Here is a 15,203-nt window from a genome sequence, read left to right on the forward strand (position 1 = left end):
CTCGGAAAACGAGACCGGGCAGGCAACCTGGCAGGTCAAGTCCACCGGCCCGCCGTGACAGCTCCGTTGCATCGAACGCGGCCGTGAGCGGGCCGTCACGGGCCGTCACCTCGTGACCCATCCGTCAGGGAGCCGCCAGGAAACGGTGACACACCGCGTGACGAAGTGTTGCGGGGGCTGGACGTGACCGAGACATGGCCCCGCTATACGGCGGTGCGTCATGTTCGAGACCTTCGACAGCGCCACCGATGTGCAGACGGCTCGCCGGTTCGCGCTCTCCACCGTGGCGTCCCTCGGCGTGTGCGCGCTGATCGGCCTCGGCGCGGTGGTGGTGGGCAGTCAGGTGAAGGAGGTCATCAAGGAGAAGCGGGTGGACGTGGTGTTCCGTCCGCCGCCGCCTCCGGTTCCGGTGGCCGAGGTGAAGCCGCCGCCACCGCCCCCTCCACCGCCGCCCAAGCCCAAGGCGAAGCCGCCTCCGCCAGCGCCCACCGTCGCCGCGCCCGCGGCCATGGTGGCGCCCAAGGAGATTCCGGTGGAGAAGCCGCCCGAGGCCGATGCCGCCAACGCCGTGGCCGCCGCCCCCATCGCCGTGGGAGGCACGGGCCAGCTGGTGGCGGGCGCCATCGTCACGGGCGTGGACACCCCGGGCGTGGCCGGTGGCATCCGCCGCGCCGCCCCCATCAACCTCCCCGAGGCCGCCACGCCTCCCCGGGAGCTGGACTCCAACGTCCTGCCCGACTTCCCCGCCGACATGCGCGCGAAGGGACAGGAGGGCCTGGTCATCCTCAAGGTCGTCATCGAGGTGGATGGCCGGGTGGGCGCCGTGAAGGTGATGCGCGGCGAGGAGCCCTTCGTCAGCGCCGCCCTCGCCGCGGTGAAGACGTGGCGCTACGAGCCCGCGCTCGTCGAGGGCCAGCCCACCGCCGTCTTCCGCATCGTGAAGGTGCCGTTCCGTCTCAAGTAGTGCCGTCTCACCCACCGTCCCGGAGCCCCCCGAGATGAACTTCAACCTGCTGGAAATCTACGCGCACATGGGCTTCTTCGCCCGGTGCATCGCCTACACGCTGGTCGCCTTCGCGCTGGCGTCGTTGATCGTCTTCTTCGAGCGGCTCCTGTTCGTCTTCCGCTCGAAGGCGGCGGACCGGAAGTTCGCCTCGCGCGCGGGCCGGCTGCTGGAGTCGCAGCAGCACGCGCAGTTCGTCACCGAGGCCACGGCGGCCAAGGGGAGCAGCCTGGCGAAGCTGCTGGGCGGCGGAGTGAAGACGTACGTGTCCAAGAAGGCGGCGCCGCAGGGCAAGCTGGGCGCGGTGGAGCTCACGCGGCGCGAGCTGGAGCGCCTCTACGAGCGCGTCACCGCCGACGTGCGCCGGGGCATGAGCGTGCTGGCCACGGTGGGCTCGGTGGCCCCCTTCGTCGGACTGCTGGGCACGGTGGTGGGCATCATCGAGTCCTTCGCCGGCATCGCGAAGACGGGCTCGGGCGGCCTGGGTGCCGTGTCCGCGGGCATCTCCGAGGCGCTCGTCGTCACGGCGCTCGGCCTGCTGGTGGCCATCCCCGCGGTGATGATGTTCAACCTGCTCTCCACCCGCGCGGACGCGCTGCTGCTGTCGCTGGACCTGGCGCGCAAGGAGTTCATGGACCACCTGGAGGACGTGCACGGTGTCCCCGGTCCGGCGGTGCGCGGCGAGGGCGCGGTGGCGCTGGACGTGGAGCGGGCCACGCGCACGGAGGCGCACGATGTCCGCCCGGCGTAGCCCTCTGACGCCGGAGATGAACGTGACGCCGCTGGTGGACGTGGTGCTCGTCCTCCTCATCATCTTCATGGTCGTCACGCCCCAGCTCGAGGCCGGTGCCGCGGTGGAGCTGCCCGCGGTGCTCAACCCGGACAAGGGCGAGGAGAACTCGCTCACCCCCATCACCGTGAGCCTCACCGCCCAGGGCGCCCTCTTCCTGGACCGCAAGGAGCTGCCCCGGGCCCAGCTCGTCGAGCAGCTCCGGGCCGCCCACGAGAAGGACTCCGAGGCGCGCGTGGTGCTCAAGGCGGACCGCGCCGTGCGCTACGCCGAGGTGCGCGGTGTCTTCAAGACGCTGCAGGACATCGGCTTTCCGGGCATCTCGTTGCAGGTCGTCGACCTGAAGAAGAACTAGGAGCACGCTGCCATGGCTTTTGATCTCGGTGGTGGCAAGGGCGGCATCCGCCCGGCGATGAACGTGACCCCCCTGGTCGACGTGGTGCTCGTCCTCCTCATCATCTTCATGGTCGTCACTCCGTTGATGACGAAGCAGATGTGGCAGGACGTGCCGGGCAAGGCGGACGAGCAGGCGGAGATCGCTCCGCCTCCTCCGGGTGCGCTCCCTCCCGTGGTGCTCACCGTCACGAAGTCCGGCGCGGTGCAGATCAACCGCGAGGACGTGCCGCGAGATCAGCTCGTGGCCCGGCTCCAGCGGATGCTCAACGCGCGTCCGGACAAGATTGTGTTCTTCGACGCGGAGAACGACGTGCCGTACGGCAGCGCGATGGATGTCCTGGACCTCGCACGCGGCGGGAACATCACCGTCGCGGTGGTCCCGGACGCCGTCGCCGAGCCCGCGGCTCCGTGACCTGAAGTCTTCGTCTCGTTCTCCAACTCTTCACATCCCATCCATTTCGTTGCCACGGGCCTCGCGTTTCGTACGCGCGCCCGTCGGTGAGGAGTCCCGTGTTGTCTCTTCGTCTCGATTCCATTCGCGCCGCGCTCGCGGCGCTCGCACTGCTGGCCGCGCCCGTCATGGCGCAGGCCCCCGTCGAGGGCACCTCCCCCGCGACGGCTCCCACCGAGCCCGCTGCTCCCGTCGAGGCCCCGGCTCCCGTCGAAGCCACCGCTCCCACCGAAGACCCTCACCCCAGCCCTCTCCCAGAGGGAGAGGGGGCGGACACGGGCAGCGAGGACGAGATGATGGCGGAGTCCGCCACGCCTCCTCCGGGTTTCACCGGCGTCTATGGCCAGGTCACCGACGCCCAGACGAAGGAGACGCTCATCGAGGCCACGGTGAAGGTCGTCGCCGGCGCGCAGAAGAGCGTCCTCACCGACGTGGACGGCAACTACCGGCTGGCGCTGCCTCCCGGGAAGTACGACCTGCGCGTCTTCTATGACGTCTACGAGGGCCGCCGCATCACCGGCGTCGTCGTGGAGGAGGGCAAGGCCACCCGGCTGGACGTGCAGCTGAGCGCCGACGCGGGCGCCGTACAGGAAGTGGTCGTCGAGGCCCGCGCGGACCGCCGCGCCGAGGGCGCGCTGCTGCAGGAGCGCAAGAAGGCCGCCGCCGTCTCCGACGCCATCAGCTCCCAGGAGATGTCGCGCACACCGGACTCGAGCGCCTCGGACGCGGTGAAGCGCGTGGTGAGTGCCACGGTGGTCGGTGGTCGCTACGTGCTGCTGCGCGGCCTGGGGGGCCGCTACTCCACCACGCTGCTCAACGGCGCCATCCTCCCCAGCCCCGAGCCGGACGAGCAGGCCGTCCCGCTCGACATCTTCCCCACGAGCCTCCTGGCCAACCTCAACATCCTGAAGAGCTACACCGCCGACCTGCCGGGCACCTTCGCTGGCGGCGTGCTGCTCATCGAGACCAACAACTATCCGTCCCAGTTCGAGTTCAAGCCGCGCATCAGCTTCTCGGGCGACACGGCGAGCACGTTCCGCGACCGCTTCACCTACAACGGTGGCGGGCTGAACTGGCTGGGCTTCGACGATGGCACGCGCAAGCTGCCGGACTCCGTGCCGCGCACGGGTCCGCTGCTCCCCGGACAGAACGGGATGACGGTGGATGACGTGAACCGGGTGGGCCGGGACTTCCCCAACATCTGGACCCTGGAGACCGCGCGCGCCCTTCCCAACCTCGGCATCGGCGCGTCCATTGGCGACACGCTGCGCTTCGACAACAAGCGCCTGGGCTACCTGGCCATGGTGAACTACGGCCACAAGGAGAGCGTCCAGCTCACGGACGTCACGGGCACCCAGGCCGCGCAGGGGGGCGGTGTCACCATCGAGGACACCTCCCGCAACGTGCTGGGCACCGAGAGCGCCAGCCTCAGCGGTCTCGTCAGCGCGGGCTTCCAGCCGAGCCGCGACTTCGAGCTGTCCCTCTTCTCGCTCTTCACCCGCACGGGCGAGAGCCGGGCGCGCTCCATCGCCGGCGCCGACGCCCAGGGCCAACAGTTCAGCAAGACCGCCTCCGAGTTCACCAGCCGCGCCCTCACCTTCAACCAGCTCCGCGGCTTCCACCGGCTGAACGTGCTCGGGGACATGGAGGTCGACTGGCAGGCCAACTACTCCTACGTCGACCGCTCCGAGCCGGACACGCGCAGCCTGCCCTACGGCTACACAGAGTCGGGCACGCGCCGGTACAACAACGACCCGGGCGCCGAGCGCTGGTACAGCGAGCTCGGGGAGAGCTCCTTCGGTGGCAGCGCCAACGCCACCCTGCCGCTGTCCGGCGTGCGCCTGCGTGTGGGCGGTATGGCCCAGGGCTCGATGCGCGCGCTCGACATGCGCCGCTTCCGCTACCAGTACGTGGGGGGCAACCTGCCCGTGTTGAACCAGGGGCCGGAGGACATCTTCGCCTCGGACAACATCGGCAACGGCATCCGCGTGATGGAGAACACCCTGTCGGACGATGCCTACGAGGCCACGCTCGGCCTGTTCGCCGGCTACGCCACCGCCGACGTGTCCCTCTGGGAGCCGCTGCGCCTGGTGGCGGGCCTGCGCTACGAGGCCAGCATCCAGCGGCTCACCAGTGGCAGCGACTTCGGTGGCCGCGCGGACCCCAAGGAAGCCAACCAGGACTACAGGGACTTCCTGCCGACGCTCAACGTCATCTACGCGCTCAACCCCCAGCTCAACCTGCGCGCCGGCTACAGCTACACGCTGGCCCGCCCCACCTTCCGCGAGCTGGCGCCCGTCCTCTACTACGACTTCGTCCGCAACCGCTCCGTGTCGGGCGACCCGACGCTGGTGCAGACGCGCATCCACAACGTGGACGCGCGCGCCGAGTGGTTCCCGGGTGAGAACGACGTGCTCGCCGCGAGCGTCTTCTACAAGCGCTTCCAGCAGCCCATCGAGCGCATCATCGTCTCGTCCTTCCAGCAGGACGTCAGCTTCGACAACGCCCCGGGCGCCACCAGCTACGGCGTGGAGTTGGAGGCGCGCACCTCGCTGGGGCGCCTCACGCCCACCCTGGCGCCGCTGCGCGTGGGAGCCAACCTGACCCTCACCCGCTCGGAGATCGACCTCGGGGACTCCGCGCCCCTGCAGACGAATCAGCAGCGTCCGCTGCAGGGCCAGTCGCCCTATGTGGTCAACCTCAACCTCGGCTACGCGCGGACGGAGAGCGGGACGGAGATCTCCCTGCTCTACAACGTGGTCGGCGCCCGCATCTCCGAGGTCGGCATCGAGGGTCTGCCGGACGTGTACGAGCAGCCGTTCCACCGCGTTGACCTGACGGTGGGGCAGAAACTGAGCGACAGCCTGCAGCTCAAGCTCGCCGCCACCAACATCCTCAACCAGCCCGTGGTGTTCCGGCAGGGCGACGTCGACGTCCTGAAATACCGGCCCGGCGTGGCGTTCTCCGCGTCGCTCGGCTGGAGCCTGTAGGTCCTTGCAGTTGCCTTCGAAAGGAAGCCCCACCATGAAGTTGTCCTGGAAGACCTCACTCCTCGGTGGCCTGGTGGCCGCCAACCTCCTGGCCTGTGGCGAGGAGCAGAAGCCCACGCCGGACGACAAGCCGGCCGGCCAGCGCATCGAGGTGACCGAGAAGATCACCACCGACACCACGTGGAAGGCCGAGAACGTCTACGTCCTCAAGGGGCACGTCTTCGTGGAGAGCGGCACCCTGAAGATCGAGGCGGGCACCCGCATCGAGGGTGAGGGTCTCAGCTCGCTGGTCGTCACCACGGGTGGCCGCATCGACGCGGTGGGCACCCAGGACAAGCCCATCGTCTTCACCAGCACCAAGGCGGAGGGCACGCGTGCTCCGGCCGATTGGGGTGGCGTGGTGCTGCTGGGCAAGGCGCCCATCAACGTGCAGGGCGGCACGACCCTCATCGAGGGCTTCCCCGCCACCCAGCCGGGCATCACCTACGGCGGCACCGACGAGGCGCACGACTGCGGCAAGCTGAAGTACGTCCGCATCGAGTTCGCCGGCTTCAAGCTCACCGCGAACAACGAGCTCAACGGCCTGACCCTGGGTGGCTGCGGCAACAAGACCGAGGTCGACTACCTCCAGGTCCACAAGGGCGCGGATGACGGCGTGGAGATGTTCGGCGGCACCGCCAACCTCAAGCACATCGTCGTCACCCAGCCGGACGACGACGGGCTGGACTGGGACATCGGCTACCGGGGCAAGGTGCAGTTCCTCATCGTCCAGCAGAACCCGGACGTGGGCAACTTCGCCTTCGAGGGTGACAACAGCCCGAACAACCCGGGCGTGGCCACGCCGGTCTCCACGCCGGAGATCTGGAACGCGACGCTCATCGGCTCCAACCAGGAGCCGGGCAAGGCGGGCAAGCTCCAGGGCGGCATGCACCTGAAGAACGGCACCGCCGGCACGCTGCGCAACATCATCGTCGCCAACTTCACGGACATCGCGGTGGACATCGACGGCACGCCCACGGTCGCCCGCCTGAGCGACACCGCCAACACGCTGTCCCTGCAGAACATCCTGTACTGGGACAACAAGAACGTGAGCGACACCGTCCCGCCCGCTCCGCAGGTGGTGAAGGACGCCAGCGGCAACGTCACGGATCCGGACAAGACCAGGTACGACGAGTCGGCCCTGGCGGCGAGTGGCAACCGCGCCCTCCTCAACAATGACCCGAAGCTGACCGGAGCGCTCAACCTGCTCGCGCCGGACTTCAAGCCGCAGGCCGGGTCGCCGGCGCTCGTCTCGGACTACGCCGCGGTGCCTGAGAACAAGGGCTTCTTCGACACCAACGCCCGGTTCATAGGTGCCATCGGCACCGAGGACTGGACCAAGGGCTGGACGGCCTTCCCGCGGGACTAGCCGTCACCTGAACACGATTCGGTACGCCGCCCCCTGACTGTCCGCAGAGGGCGGCCCATCGCCCGGGGGTACGTTCTTCCGACGGAGGGGGCTCCGGGAGAAGACGTGCCTCCGGGCGGTGATTTTTCGTCACCCGTCTTCCTGGACGAGGCCCTGGCGGAGCAGCTCCTTCGCCAGGAAGGGGCAGTGCTTGACGAAGAAACCAAAGTGCAAGGAGCGCTCTTGCCATAGCTTGAAATACTCCTCTCGTTGCTGGGTGAACTCACTATCGTTCAAGCGCAGGCGATCGATCGTGGCCTGAACTCGCGTACGGAGTTCCTCATCAAGCCCTTCACCAGGAGCGACGTGGAGGGTGGAGAGCTCAAGCGTGAACCACCCATCCTGTACTTCAAACGGATCCAGCACGTCCTCGAAGTTGTTCTTCCGCGCGTTCATCAGGTCGCAAGCGAGTCGATAGTTCCTCCACTCGTAAGCCAAATCGCGACGTTTCGACTTGGGCAGGAAGTGATCCACCGAGCGCGCGCCCGTACCAGGTGGAATATAGGTCGCGGAGTACGCGCAGACGCCGCGGTATGCCTTCCAAAGCTGCGTCAAGCACTGCCGCCAATGCGGCCGCAACTCGCCCTCTGGTGAAGCCAAGTCGGCACAGCCCGGCTGGCGGACCCTGGCATCGAAGTCCGGGGGCTCGGGTTGGGGCTCGACGTGAATCAAGGCTCGATCTCCGCTGCTTCGGCACGCGCGAGCCAGCGTGGCCAGAACGGATCCGTATCCTTGAGGAGCCGGTACAGCTCGTTGTGGATCCGCTTCACCTCCTCGATGGGGAGGTGGGGGTCCTTGAGCGCGGCCCGGGCGCGGGTGATGGCGTCCTCGGCTTCCTTGGAACGGGGCTCCTTGAGGTCGAAGACCTCCGAGGTGAGCCACGCGTTGGCATCGCCACGGGGCCGCCATTCCGCCTTGGTGACCTGTACCTCATGGCCCACGAGGTCGAACATGAAGAGGGCATCCTGGGCCGGGTCGAACAAGGGCTCCACCGAAGCGAGGACCAGGGGCGCGTGGGTGACGGCAATCACCTGGACCTTCACGTCCGGGCGGAGCTCGCGGACGACGGCCAGCACCGAGGGAAGAATGAGCCGCTGCCAGCGGGGATGGAGGTGCGCCTCCACCTCGTCGATGAGGAGTACGACATGCTCAGTCGCCTTCCGCTGAAACAGTTCGGCGGCCCGCCTGTGCTCTTCCCACGCCCAGACGAGAAGATAAGCGAGACCGACAATGCGCCGGATACCGGCGGATGCGTGGGTGAGGGGAACGACGCCATACGGCATCTCCAGCGTCGGAATATCCCGAGCGTCATCGATCCCCAGACGGGTGGGCTCACCAGGCGTCAACGGCTCTTTGGCATCTGGCGAGAGGACCGCCAGTACCTTGCGCAAGCGCTCGAAGGATTCCGAGTGCTTCAACTGCCAGTAGACCCAGTCTCGAATGAGTCCGTTGCAGAGCACACGCCCATCCGCCATCAAGCCGTTCCAAAGCGTCTCTTGCGAGAAGTCGTAAAACCTCGGGCTGCCCACTCCTTCATGAGTGCGCGCGAGGGGATTTCGCACGGGGTCCCATACGCGGAATCCCCCATCGATGCGTGCGTACAGGGTCAATCCAGGGTTCGGCTCCCAGGCAAAGTACTCATCGCCTTTGACACGCGTATCCCAGCGCACCGCGCGCTCGAACTCCATCTTATGACCAGTCTCTGTAACAACCGACGCGGAGACATTCCCCCGTCGGCCAGGACTGGGCAGCGCGGGCACTGGTTCACCGTTCTGGGTCAGCGCCCACCACGCCAGGTCGAGAACGAAGGTCTTCCCCAGACCGTTGTCGCCGGTCAGCAGGTTCAGGCGCGGTCCGAACGAGAACGAAAGCCGGGGGCTCGGCCCGACCTCCTCCAGCTTCAGCTCACCGAGCATCCGGGTTCTCTCCTCCTCGCGAGGCCAGCAAGCGACTCCTCTTATGTGAGTTCCCGCGCGCCCATCAAAAATAAAGCCGGCCTGGAGCCCCAGAGGAGTTCCAGGCCGGACGGAGCCGGTGCAACCGGATGCCTGGGGCTCAAGCCGCCGCGGGGCGGGCCGCCATGGGCGCCTCGGAGGCCTCCGCGGCGACGACGGCCTCGGGCGCGCTGCCGTCGGCGAACAGCGGAGCGCTCGGGCGGGACTTCGGCGGACGGCCCCGGCGCTTCGGCGCGGACTCGTCGTTCTGCGCGGGGGCCTCGGCGGCCACCGTGCCGTCCGGACGCACCAGCTTGCGCGCCGCCTTCGGCAGGCTGATGGCCTCCAGCTTCGTGCTCAGCGCCGCGTCCTCCTCGGCGAACACCCGCGCGTACGACAGCGCCCGCTGGCCCTTCTGCAGCAGCGCCTCCTGGCCCTCGGCCAGCGCCTGGCGCGCCGCCTCCAGCGCCGCCTGCGCCTTCGCCACCGCCTCGGCCTGCGCCTTCACCCGAGCCGCGGCCTCGTCCAACACCTCCGCGTCCACGTCCGGGAACTTCACCTCGGACAGTTCCGTGGAGAACACCTCGAGCAGCGCCCGCATGGCGGGCGAGATGGGATCGTTTTCGTTCGCGTCGAACATGGGCCTGGGCCTCCCCTCCAACGTGCGGCGTGGTGCCGGGCAACGTGGGGCCCCCATGTGCACAGATGTTCAGTGCCAATTCAAGGGGGTCCGCTCCGGAGCCGATTTACCGGCCTCGCGCCGCGTTCAGGCTCCGCCCCGCCAGCGGCGAGGCGCCCGAATGACCCCCCACATGTGGGCGGAAGACCCTACATTTCCGGTCAGTCCACGCGTACCAGGGACACGGTGCGCACGCCCACGGCCGGGTCCACATCCACGGACAGGAAGTGGCGCCCGATGCCGTCGAACTGCTCGGGGATGGCCCCGCCACCGCCGGAGATGAAGGCCGGAATCCCCGCGTTGGAGAACGAATAGTACGAGTGCACGTGGCCGTAGAGCGTGAGGTCCAGATTGGCTCGCGTCAGCTTGCCCAGCAGGGCCGCCGCCTCGTTGCGGCTGGCGAAGGCGCCGTTGCGCACGCCGATGGGGTCCACCAGCGGGATGTGCGTGCCCAGGATGTGCACCGCGTCGCGCCCCGCCTCCAGCCACCCGCCCAGAGACTCCTCGGCCCTCGGGTCCAGCGTGCCGTTGCCCGAGTCGATCATCGTGAAGTGCACCCCGTGGAAGGTGAAGTGCAGGTTCCCCCGTCCGAAGTACTCGTGGTAGCGCGGGTCGGGGGTGATGAGCTCGTGGTTGCCCAGCGTGGCGAAGAGGGGAATCCGCGACTCCTGCAGGCGGGACTGGAACTCCTCCAGTTGCTCCACGGTGCCCCGCTGCGTCAGGTCCCCCGAGAAGAAGATGAAGCGCAGCGAGGGGTCCGCGTTGATGCGCCTGTAGATGTCACCCACGCGCGGCAGGGCCTCCTGAACGTCCGCCAGCGCCACGAAGCGGAAGGGCATCGGCTGGTTCCACATCGGAGGCGCCACCGTGAGCCGGACCTCCGAGCCCGCCGGCACGTGCACGCGCCACACCTTCTCCGTGGGCAGAGGAGAGGGCAGGGACTCCACCTCCAGGGGCTCGTCTCCCCTCTGGGCCGACAGCTCCGCGTCCGGCATGGCGTTGCGCACCCGAAGCGTCCAGGACTCGGTGGCCCCGGCCGAGGCCACCGCGCGCACGTGGAAGGCCGGTGCCGAGCCCCACAGCGTCAGCGCCCCCGGCTCCATCTGGCGCACCACGGCCAGCCCGTCCTCCACGGTGAAGGCCACGCCGCTGATCTCCACCCGGCCGATCTCCTGCTCCTTCAGCGCGCGCTCCTCGGCCGGCCGCGTGCAGCCCGCGGCCCCCAGCGCGAGCGCGAGGATTCCCAGACGCACCTGCCTCACGGCTCACCTCCCAACGCGTAGACGAGTGACAGCCGGCCCACCAGGGCCGAGCCCGCCTGCAGGTCCGCGGACATGCCCCACCGCTCGGTGAGCAGCACGCGCCCGCGCAGCCCGACGTACCCCGGCACGCCGCCTCCCGCCTTGATGCCGCCCGGGAAGTCGTCCTTGCGGTGGTCGTAGTAGAGCATCGCCTCGCCCCGGAAGGGCCCGCCGCGCCCCAGGTACACGCCATAGCCGAAGGTGAAGAGGAGCTGCTCGAAGAGCATGTCGTCCGTGGGGCCCGCGTAGACGTAGCGCTGCACCGTCATCCCCACGCCCATCTCCGCGAAGGAGCCGGCCATGCGCGGGCTGAAGCGCGCCATGTCGTAGCGGCCTCGCAGGAAGGCCTCGCCGCCCGCCAGGGTGAAGCGCTCGGTGGGGTAGCGGTGGGCGAGCGCTCCGAGCTCCAGATCCAGCGCAGAGCCATCCGCGCCGCCCCGGGCGCCGTCGGGCCCGCCCAGCAGCCGGTACGCGCCGCCCAGGCGCACGCGCAGGTTGCCGTCATCCGGCGACAGGCGCGCCCCGGCCTCCAGGCGCACGCGCTCCAGCCGGGCCATCGCTCCCAGCGAGACGAAGTGCCGGTAGCTGAAGGAGGGATCGTCCGCGTACTGGTAGCCCAGCTCCAGCTCGAGCGGGGGCAGTCGCTGGGCGACCATGCCCGGAGAGAACGCGGGAGACACCGCCGCGTAGAGGTTGGCCAGCGTGGAGATGGAGATGAGGCCCGCTCCCGTCAGCGCCACCGCGTACAGCGGGCCGATGACCCGGCGCGACGCTCCGGACATGGCGATGGGCACCCCGCTCACGGCCAGCAGCCCGAAGCCCGCGCCCTCCAGGAGGAAGAGTCGCTTCGCCGTCCCCGTGTCCCCCGCGACGAGCGGCCCCAGTCCGTGCAGCACCAGGCCGGGCACCACCGCCACGACCGCGGGCAGCACGGCGAAGGGAGGCCGCACCTCCTCCAGGGGCGCGGACCCGGCCAGGGTGGGCACATCCACAGGCCCCGCCGCCGGCACCCCGGACGTCTGTCCCCAGGCTCCGCCCGGCAGCACCGCCAGGGCGAGCACCATCAGCCCGCCCAGCACGGGCGAGCCCCTCCGCTGTCGCACCATATGACCATCCATTCTAACGAGCGGACCCGGCCTTCCGCCCGGCCCGGGGCTCCCACCGGGCTCGGATCCAGGATAAAGCGTTGGCGGGTGGATTCGCAGCCCACCTCCAAAGGTAGGTAAGACGTCCACCCGGCCCCCCCTTCGGGATTTTTGGAGGAGCGGGGTATGCTCCAATTCCCCCTCTCCACCTCGACGCGCATCCGTGGCAGCCAACGAAGCCGGGCAGTTTGGCAAATACGAACTGGTATCGAAGCTCGCCGCGGGCGGGATGGCGGTCACCTACCGCGCGCGGATGAACGGCGCGGCGGGGGTGACCAAGCCAGTCGTCATCAAGCAGATCCTCCCCCACTTCGCCGACGACCCCGGGTTCGTGGAGATGTTCGTCAGCGAGGCGCGCGTGGCGGCGGGCCTCACCCACGGCAACATCGCCCAGGTCTTCGACTTCGGAGAGATCGACGGCCAGTTCTTCCTGGCCATGGAGTTCGTGCACGGCCAGCCGCTGTCCAAGGTGCTGCGCCGTGCGCAGCGCACGGGGCTGCCGAGCCTGCCGCTGCCCCTGGCGCTGCACGTCGCCATCCAGATGTGCGATGGGCTGGACTACGCGCACCGGCACGTGAGCGAGGATGGACAGCCCATGGGGCTGGTCCACCGGGACGTGTCCCCGGACAACGTGCTCATCTCCTACGAGGGCCAGGTCAAGGTCATCGACTTCGGCATCGCCAAGGCGACGAGCGTGGTGGAGTCGCGCACCTCGCCCGGCACGCTCAAGGGCAAGTACCCGTACTTCTCCACCGAGCAGGCCCGGGGCCAGCAGGATCTGGACGCGCGCTCGGACATCTTCGCCGTGGGCGTGGTGCTCTACGAGATGGTGTGCGGCCGGCGCCCCTATGAGGGCGAGCTCGTCGCCGTGCTGCCGCGCATCCTCTCGGGAGACTACGCGGCGCCCTCCGCGCTCAACCCGGCCATCACCCCGGAGCTGGAGTCGGTGATGGCCACCGCGATGGCGCTGGACCGGGACACGCGCTACCCCACCGCGCAGGCCTTCTCCGAGGCGCTGCGCGAGCAGCTCTACTCGGCCAACGCGCGCTTCTCACCCGCGATGCTGTCGCAGCTGATGGGCCACCTCTTCTCCGAGGAGCTCGCCGCCGAGGGACGCCGGGTGGAGGTGCCACCGAGCTTCCTGGAGCAGCTCTCCGTGTGGCAGGCGCAGGCGCAGCCCACGGGCGAGCCCACCGGCGTCCTGCCGCGGCAGTCGGGCACGGGCGGTGGCCGCACCAGCACCGGCTCCGGCGTGCGCGCCGTGCGGCCCGGCAGTGACAGTGGCCGTCCGGCGAGCGGCCCGGGCATCCGCTCCGGCGCGTCCGGTGCGCAGAAGCCCCCCTCCAACGGCACCGGCGGACGGCCCTCCAGCAACGCCAGCGGGCGGGCCGTCAGCTCGGCCTCGGTGCGCCGGGTGACCTCGAGCGCCGTGCCTCGCACTCCGGCCTCCCCCACCCTGGCGGAACCGCCAGACCTGGCGGCCGAGCCCTCCACGGCCGTGTCGCAGCAGGCCACCGCGGCGACGGACTCCGTCGAGGAGCCGCGCGACACCCCCGTCGACATGCCGGCCGTCACCGTGCCGGCGGCCAGGCTGGATCCCCTCGGCTCGTTCCGCCAGGCGCAGGAGCGCGACGCCCAGGAGCGTGCCGACCGGCGCCAGCGGCTGGTGATGCTCATCAGCCTTCCCCTCATCGGACTCGCGCTGTTCCTGGGAGCCATCAACTACTTCCTCTCCGGCAGGGGCGACGGATCGCCCACGGGCTCGCTGTGGCTCACCTCCACACCGTCCGGGGCCTCGGTGAAGCTCAACGGCAAGGATGTGCCCGGCGTCACGCCGCTCGTCGTCGGGAGCGTTCCGCTCGAAGAGGCCAACACCCTGGTGCTCACCCTGCCCGGCTACCGGCCGTGGACGAAGCGCTTCACCCGGAGCAGCGATGCGGATCCGCCCATCCACGCGGAGCTCGAGCGCCTCCAGGAGGAGCCCGCCCCACCGGAGAAGCCCCAGCCCACCGAGGCCGTCGCCGCGACCACCGCCGAGCCAGTGGACGCGGGCACCGAGGCGCCGAAGTCCAACCCCTACAACGAGGTGGACTACCCGGCGCGGCTGATCGTCCTCCGCCCGAAGTACAACGCCTTCCCGGTGACGCAGTACACCACCGCGTCGATCGACCTCAGCCCGTCCGCGAGCTACTCCGTCAACACGGAGGGCAGTGCCTCGCTGGCCGAGGAACGTGGAGGCGCGTCCGGCACGCTGGCCTACTTCCTCGAGGGCGACAACGTGTCCGTGGACGAGTCCTTCGGGCTGATCGGCCCCGCCTCGCGCACCATCAAGGGCGCGCGCCGGCTGCACGTCTTCCTGCTGGACGATGACGTCTCGGACAACAGCGGCACGGTGCGGGTGCACCTGCGCCAATCCAAGTGGACGGCGCCACGCCAGCTCACGTTCAACGCCGCACAGGACGCGCTGGCGCTCAAGCCCGAGCACCAGCTGGTGCTGCGCGGGCTCAACCCGGACGCCCTCTACCTGCTCACCGTGCGCGATGACCTGCCGGAGCTGCGCTCGGGTGCCGGCGGGCGGACACGTCGGGTGCTGTGCGCGGAGAGCAACCAGAAGTCCGCCCGGCGCACACACCGCCTGTTCGAGTCAGGAAAGCGCTACCAGCTGACGGGGGCCGACACGCTGCGCTGCACCTACCCGGACACCCGGTTGGAGGACAACGCCGGGGCGCTCGAGGTGGACATCGTCGACGTCACGGACATGTCCCGAAGGGACAGGGCAGCGGCGCTGCGCGGCGCATCTCGTTGACCGGACGACACCTCCCGGGTTAGTGAAGACGGGCGGGCGGTCAGGCGCAGGGTGCCTCCTCCGTCCAACCCTTTCGTACTCCCCAGGCAGGCAGCAACCGCTTCCGTTCTCATCCCGGAAGCGATGCGTACCATGAAGCGCACAGGGACCCACTGAGGGGTACCCGGGAATACAACAGATTCCTTCCGTAAAGGCTCAAGGGGGCCGCAGCGGTTCCGCGGCCCGGCTCGATAAGGACGGGAAAGGCACGTGGGCGCGGAG

At 69.3% G+C, this 15,203-nt stretch carries 12 protein-coding genes; 7 read left to right on the top strand and 5 right to left on the bottom strand.

The features are described 5' to 3' along the window. Positions 1-220 precede the first annotated feature (220 nt). From JRI60_RS49245 to JRI60_RS49270, 6 genes are all read left to right on the top strand, one after another. Complete coding sequence (locus JRI60_RS49245) at positions 221-964, top strand: energy transducer TonB (RefSeq protein ID WP_204223057.1); 744 nt, start codon at positions 221-223, stop codon at positions 962-964. 34 nt (positions 965-998) lie between these two features. Continuing rightward, positions 999-1,754 carry a MotA/TolQ/ExbB proton channel family protein gene (locus JRI60_RS49250; RefSeq protein ID WP_204223059.1) on the top strand — a complete coding sequence of 252 codons (756 nt, stop codon included), beginning with the start codon at positions 999-1,001 and terminating at the stop codon, positions 1,752-1,754. Beyond that, positions 1,738-2,148, top strand: coding sequence for an ExbD/TolR family protein (locus tag JRI60_RS49255; RefSeq protein WP_204223061.1), 411 nt, complete (start codon positions 1,738-1,740; stop codon positions 2,146-2,148). The genes JRI60_RS49250 and JRI60_RS49255 overlap by 17 nt, the downstream gene beginning before the upstream one ends. Positions 2,149-2,160: 12 nt before the next feature. Beyond that, complete coding sequence (locus JRI60_RS49260; RefSeq protein ID WP_204223063.1) at positions 2,161-2,601, top strand: ExbD/TolR family protein; 441 nt, start codon at positions 2,161-2,163, stop codon at positions 2,599-2,601. Positions 2,602-2,699: 98 nt separating this feature from the next. Continuing rightward, on the top strand, positions 2,700-5,630 hold the full coding sequence (locus JRI60_RS49265; RefSeq protein ID WP_204223065.1) for a TonB-dependent receptor: 2,931 nt from the start codon (positions 2,700-2,702) through the stop codon (positions 5,628-5,630). A 34-nt stretch (positions 5,631-5,664) separates the two neighbouring features. Continuing rightward, complete coding sequence (locus tag JRI60_RS49270) at positions 5,665-7,038, top strand: hypothetical protein (RefSeq protein ID WP_204223067.1); 1,374 nt, start codon at positions 5,665-5,667, stop codon at positions 7,036-7,038. A gap of 129 nt (positions 7,039-7,167) precedes the next feature. Here the strand turns inward: JRI60_RS49270 and JRI60_RS49275 are convergent, their stop codons facing one another. The 5 genes from JRI60_RS49275 to JRI60_RS49295 all read right to left on the bottom strand — a co-directional run bounded on the left by JRI60_RS49275 (position 7,168) and on the right by JRI60_RS49295 (position 12,097). Continuing rightward, a complete protein-coding gene (locus JRI60_RS49275) occupies positions 7,168-7,749 on the bottom strand; it encodes a hypothetical protein (RefSeq protein WP_204223068.1) in 582 nt (193 codons plus the stop codon). After that, a complete protein-coding gene (locus JRI60_RS49280) occupies positions 7,746-8,993 on the bottom strand; it encodes an AAA family ATPase (protein ID WP_204223070.1) in 1,248 nt (415 codons plus the stop codon). Before JRI60_RS49280 ends, JRI60_RS49275 begins: the two co-directional genes overlap by 4 nt. A 139-nt stretch (positions 8,994-9,132) precedes the next feature. Continuing rightward, positions 9,133-9,651 (bottom strand): hypothetical protein, encoded by a 519-nt coding sequence (locus tag JRI60_RS49285; RefSeq protein ID WP_204223072.1) that lies wholly within the window; start codon positions 9,649-9,651, stop codon positions 9,133-9,135. A gap of 200 nt (positions 9,652-9,851) precedes the next feature. Beyond that, positions 9,852-10,952, bottom strand: a complete 1,101-nt coding sequence (locus tag JRI60_RS49290) for a metallophosphoesterase family protein (RefSeq protein ID WP_239470189.1) — start codon at positions 10,950-10,952, stop codon at positions 9,852-9,854. After that, entirely contained in the window at positions 10,949-12,097 is a 1,149-nt protein-coding gene (locus tag JRI60_RS49295; RefSeq protein WP_204223074.1) for a hypothetical protein, read from the bottom strand. Before JRI60_RS49295 ends, JRI60_RS49290 begins: the two co-directional genes overlap by 4 nt. A gap of 202 nt (positions 12,098-12,299) precedes the next feature. Between JRI60_RS49295 and JRI60_RS49300 the strand changes: the two genes are divergently transcribed. Beyond that, complete coding sequence (locus JRI60_RS49300) at positions 12,300-14,942, top strand: protein kinase domain-containing protein (protein ID WP_343213379.1); 2,643 nt, start codon at positions 12,300-12,302, stop codon at positions 14,940-14,942. Positions 14,943-15,203: the final 261 nt, after the last annotated feature.

Origin of the sequence: Archangium violaceum, assembly GCF_016887565.1 — a bacterium.
Classification (GTDB): domain Bacteria; phylum Myxococcota; class Myxococcia; order Myxococcales; family Myxococcaceae; genus Archangium; species Archangium violaceum_B.

Excerpts from the sequence above, each read along its gene's own strand:
- JRI60_RS49245 (WP_204223057.1), top strand. The coding sequence starts at position 221 with ATGTTCGAGACCTTCGACAGCGCCACCGATGTGCAGACGGCTCGCCGG.
- JRI60_RS49250 (WP_204223059.1), top strand. The coding sequence starts at position 999 with ATGAACTTCAACCTGCTGGAAATCTACGCGCACATGGGCTTCTTCGCC.
- JRI60_RS49255 (WP_204223061.1), top strand. The coding sequence starts at position 1,738 with ATGTCCGCCCGGCGTAGCCCTCTGACGCCGGAGATGAACGTGACGCCG.
- JRI60_RS49260 (WP_204223063.1), top strand. The coding sequence starts at position 2,161 with ATGGCTTTTGATCTCGGTGGTGGCAAGGGCGGCATCCGCCCGGCGATG.
- JRI60_RS49270 (WP_204223067.1), top strand. The coding sequence starts at position 5,665 with ATGAAGTTGTCCTGGAAGACCTCACTCCTCGGTGGCCTGGTGGCCGCC.
- JRI60_RS49280 (WP_204223070.1), bottom strand. The coding sequence starts at position 8,993 with ATGCTCGGTGAGCTGAAGCTGGAGGAGGTCGGGCCGAGCCCCCGGCTT.
- JRI60_RS49285 (WP_204223072.1), bottom strand. The coding sequence starts at position 9,651 with ATGTTCGACGCGAACGAAAACGATCCCATCTCGCCCGCCATGCGGGCG.
- JRI60_RS49295 (WP_204223074.1), bottom strand. The coding sequence starts at position 12,097 with ATGGTGCGACAGCGGAGGGGCTCGCCCGTGCTGGGCGGGCTGATGGTG.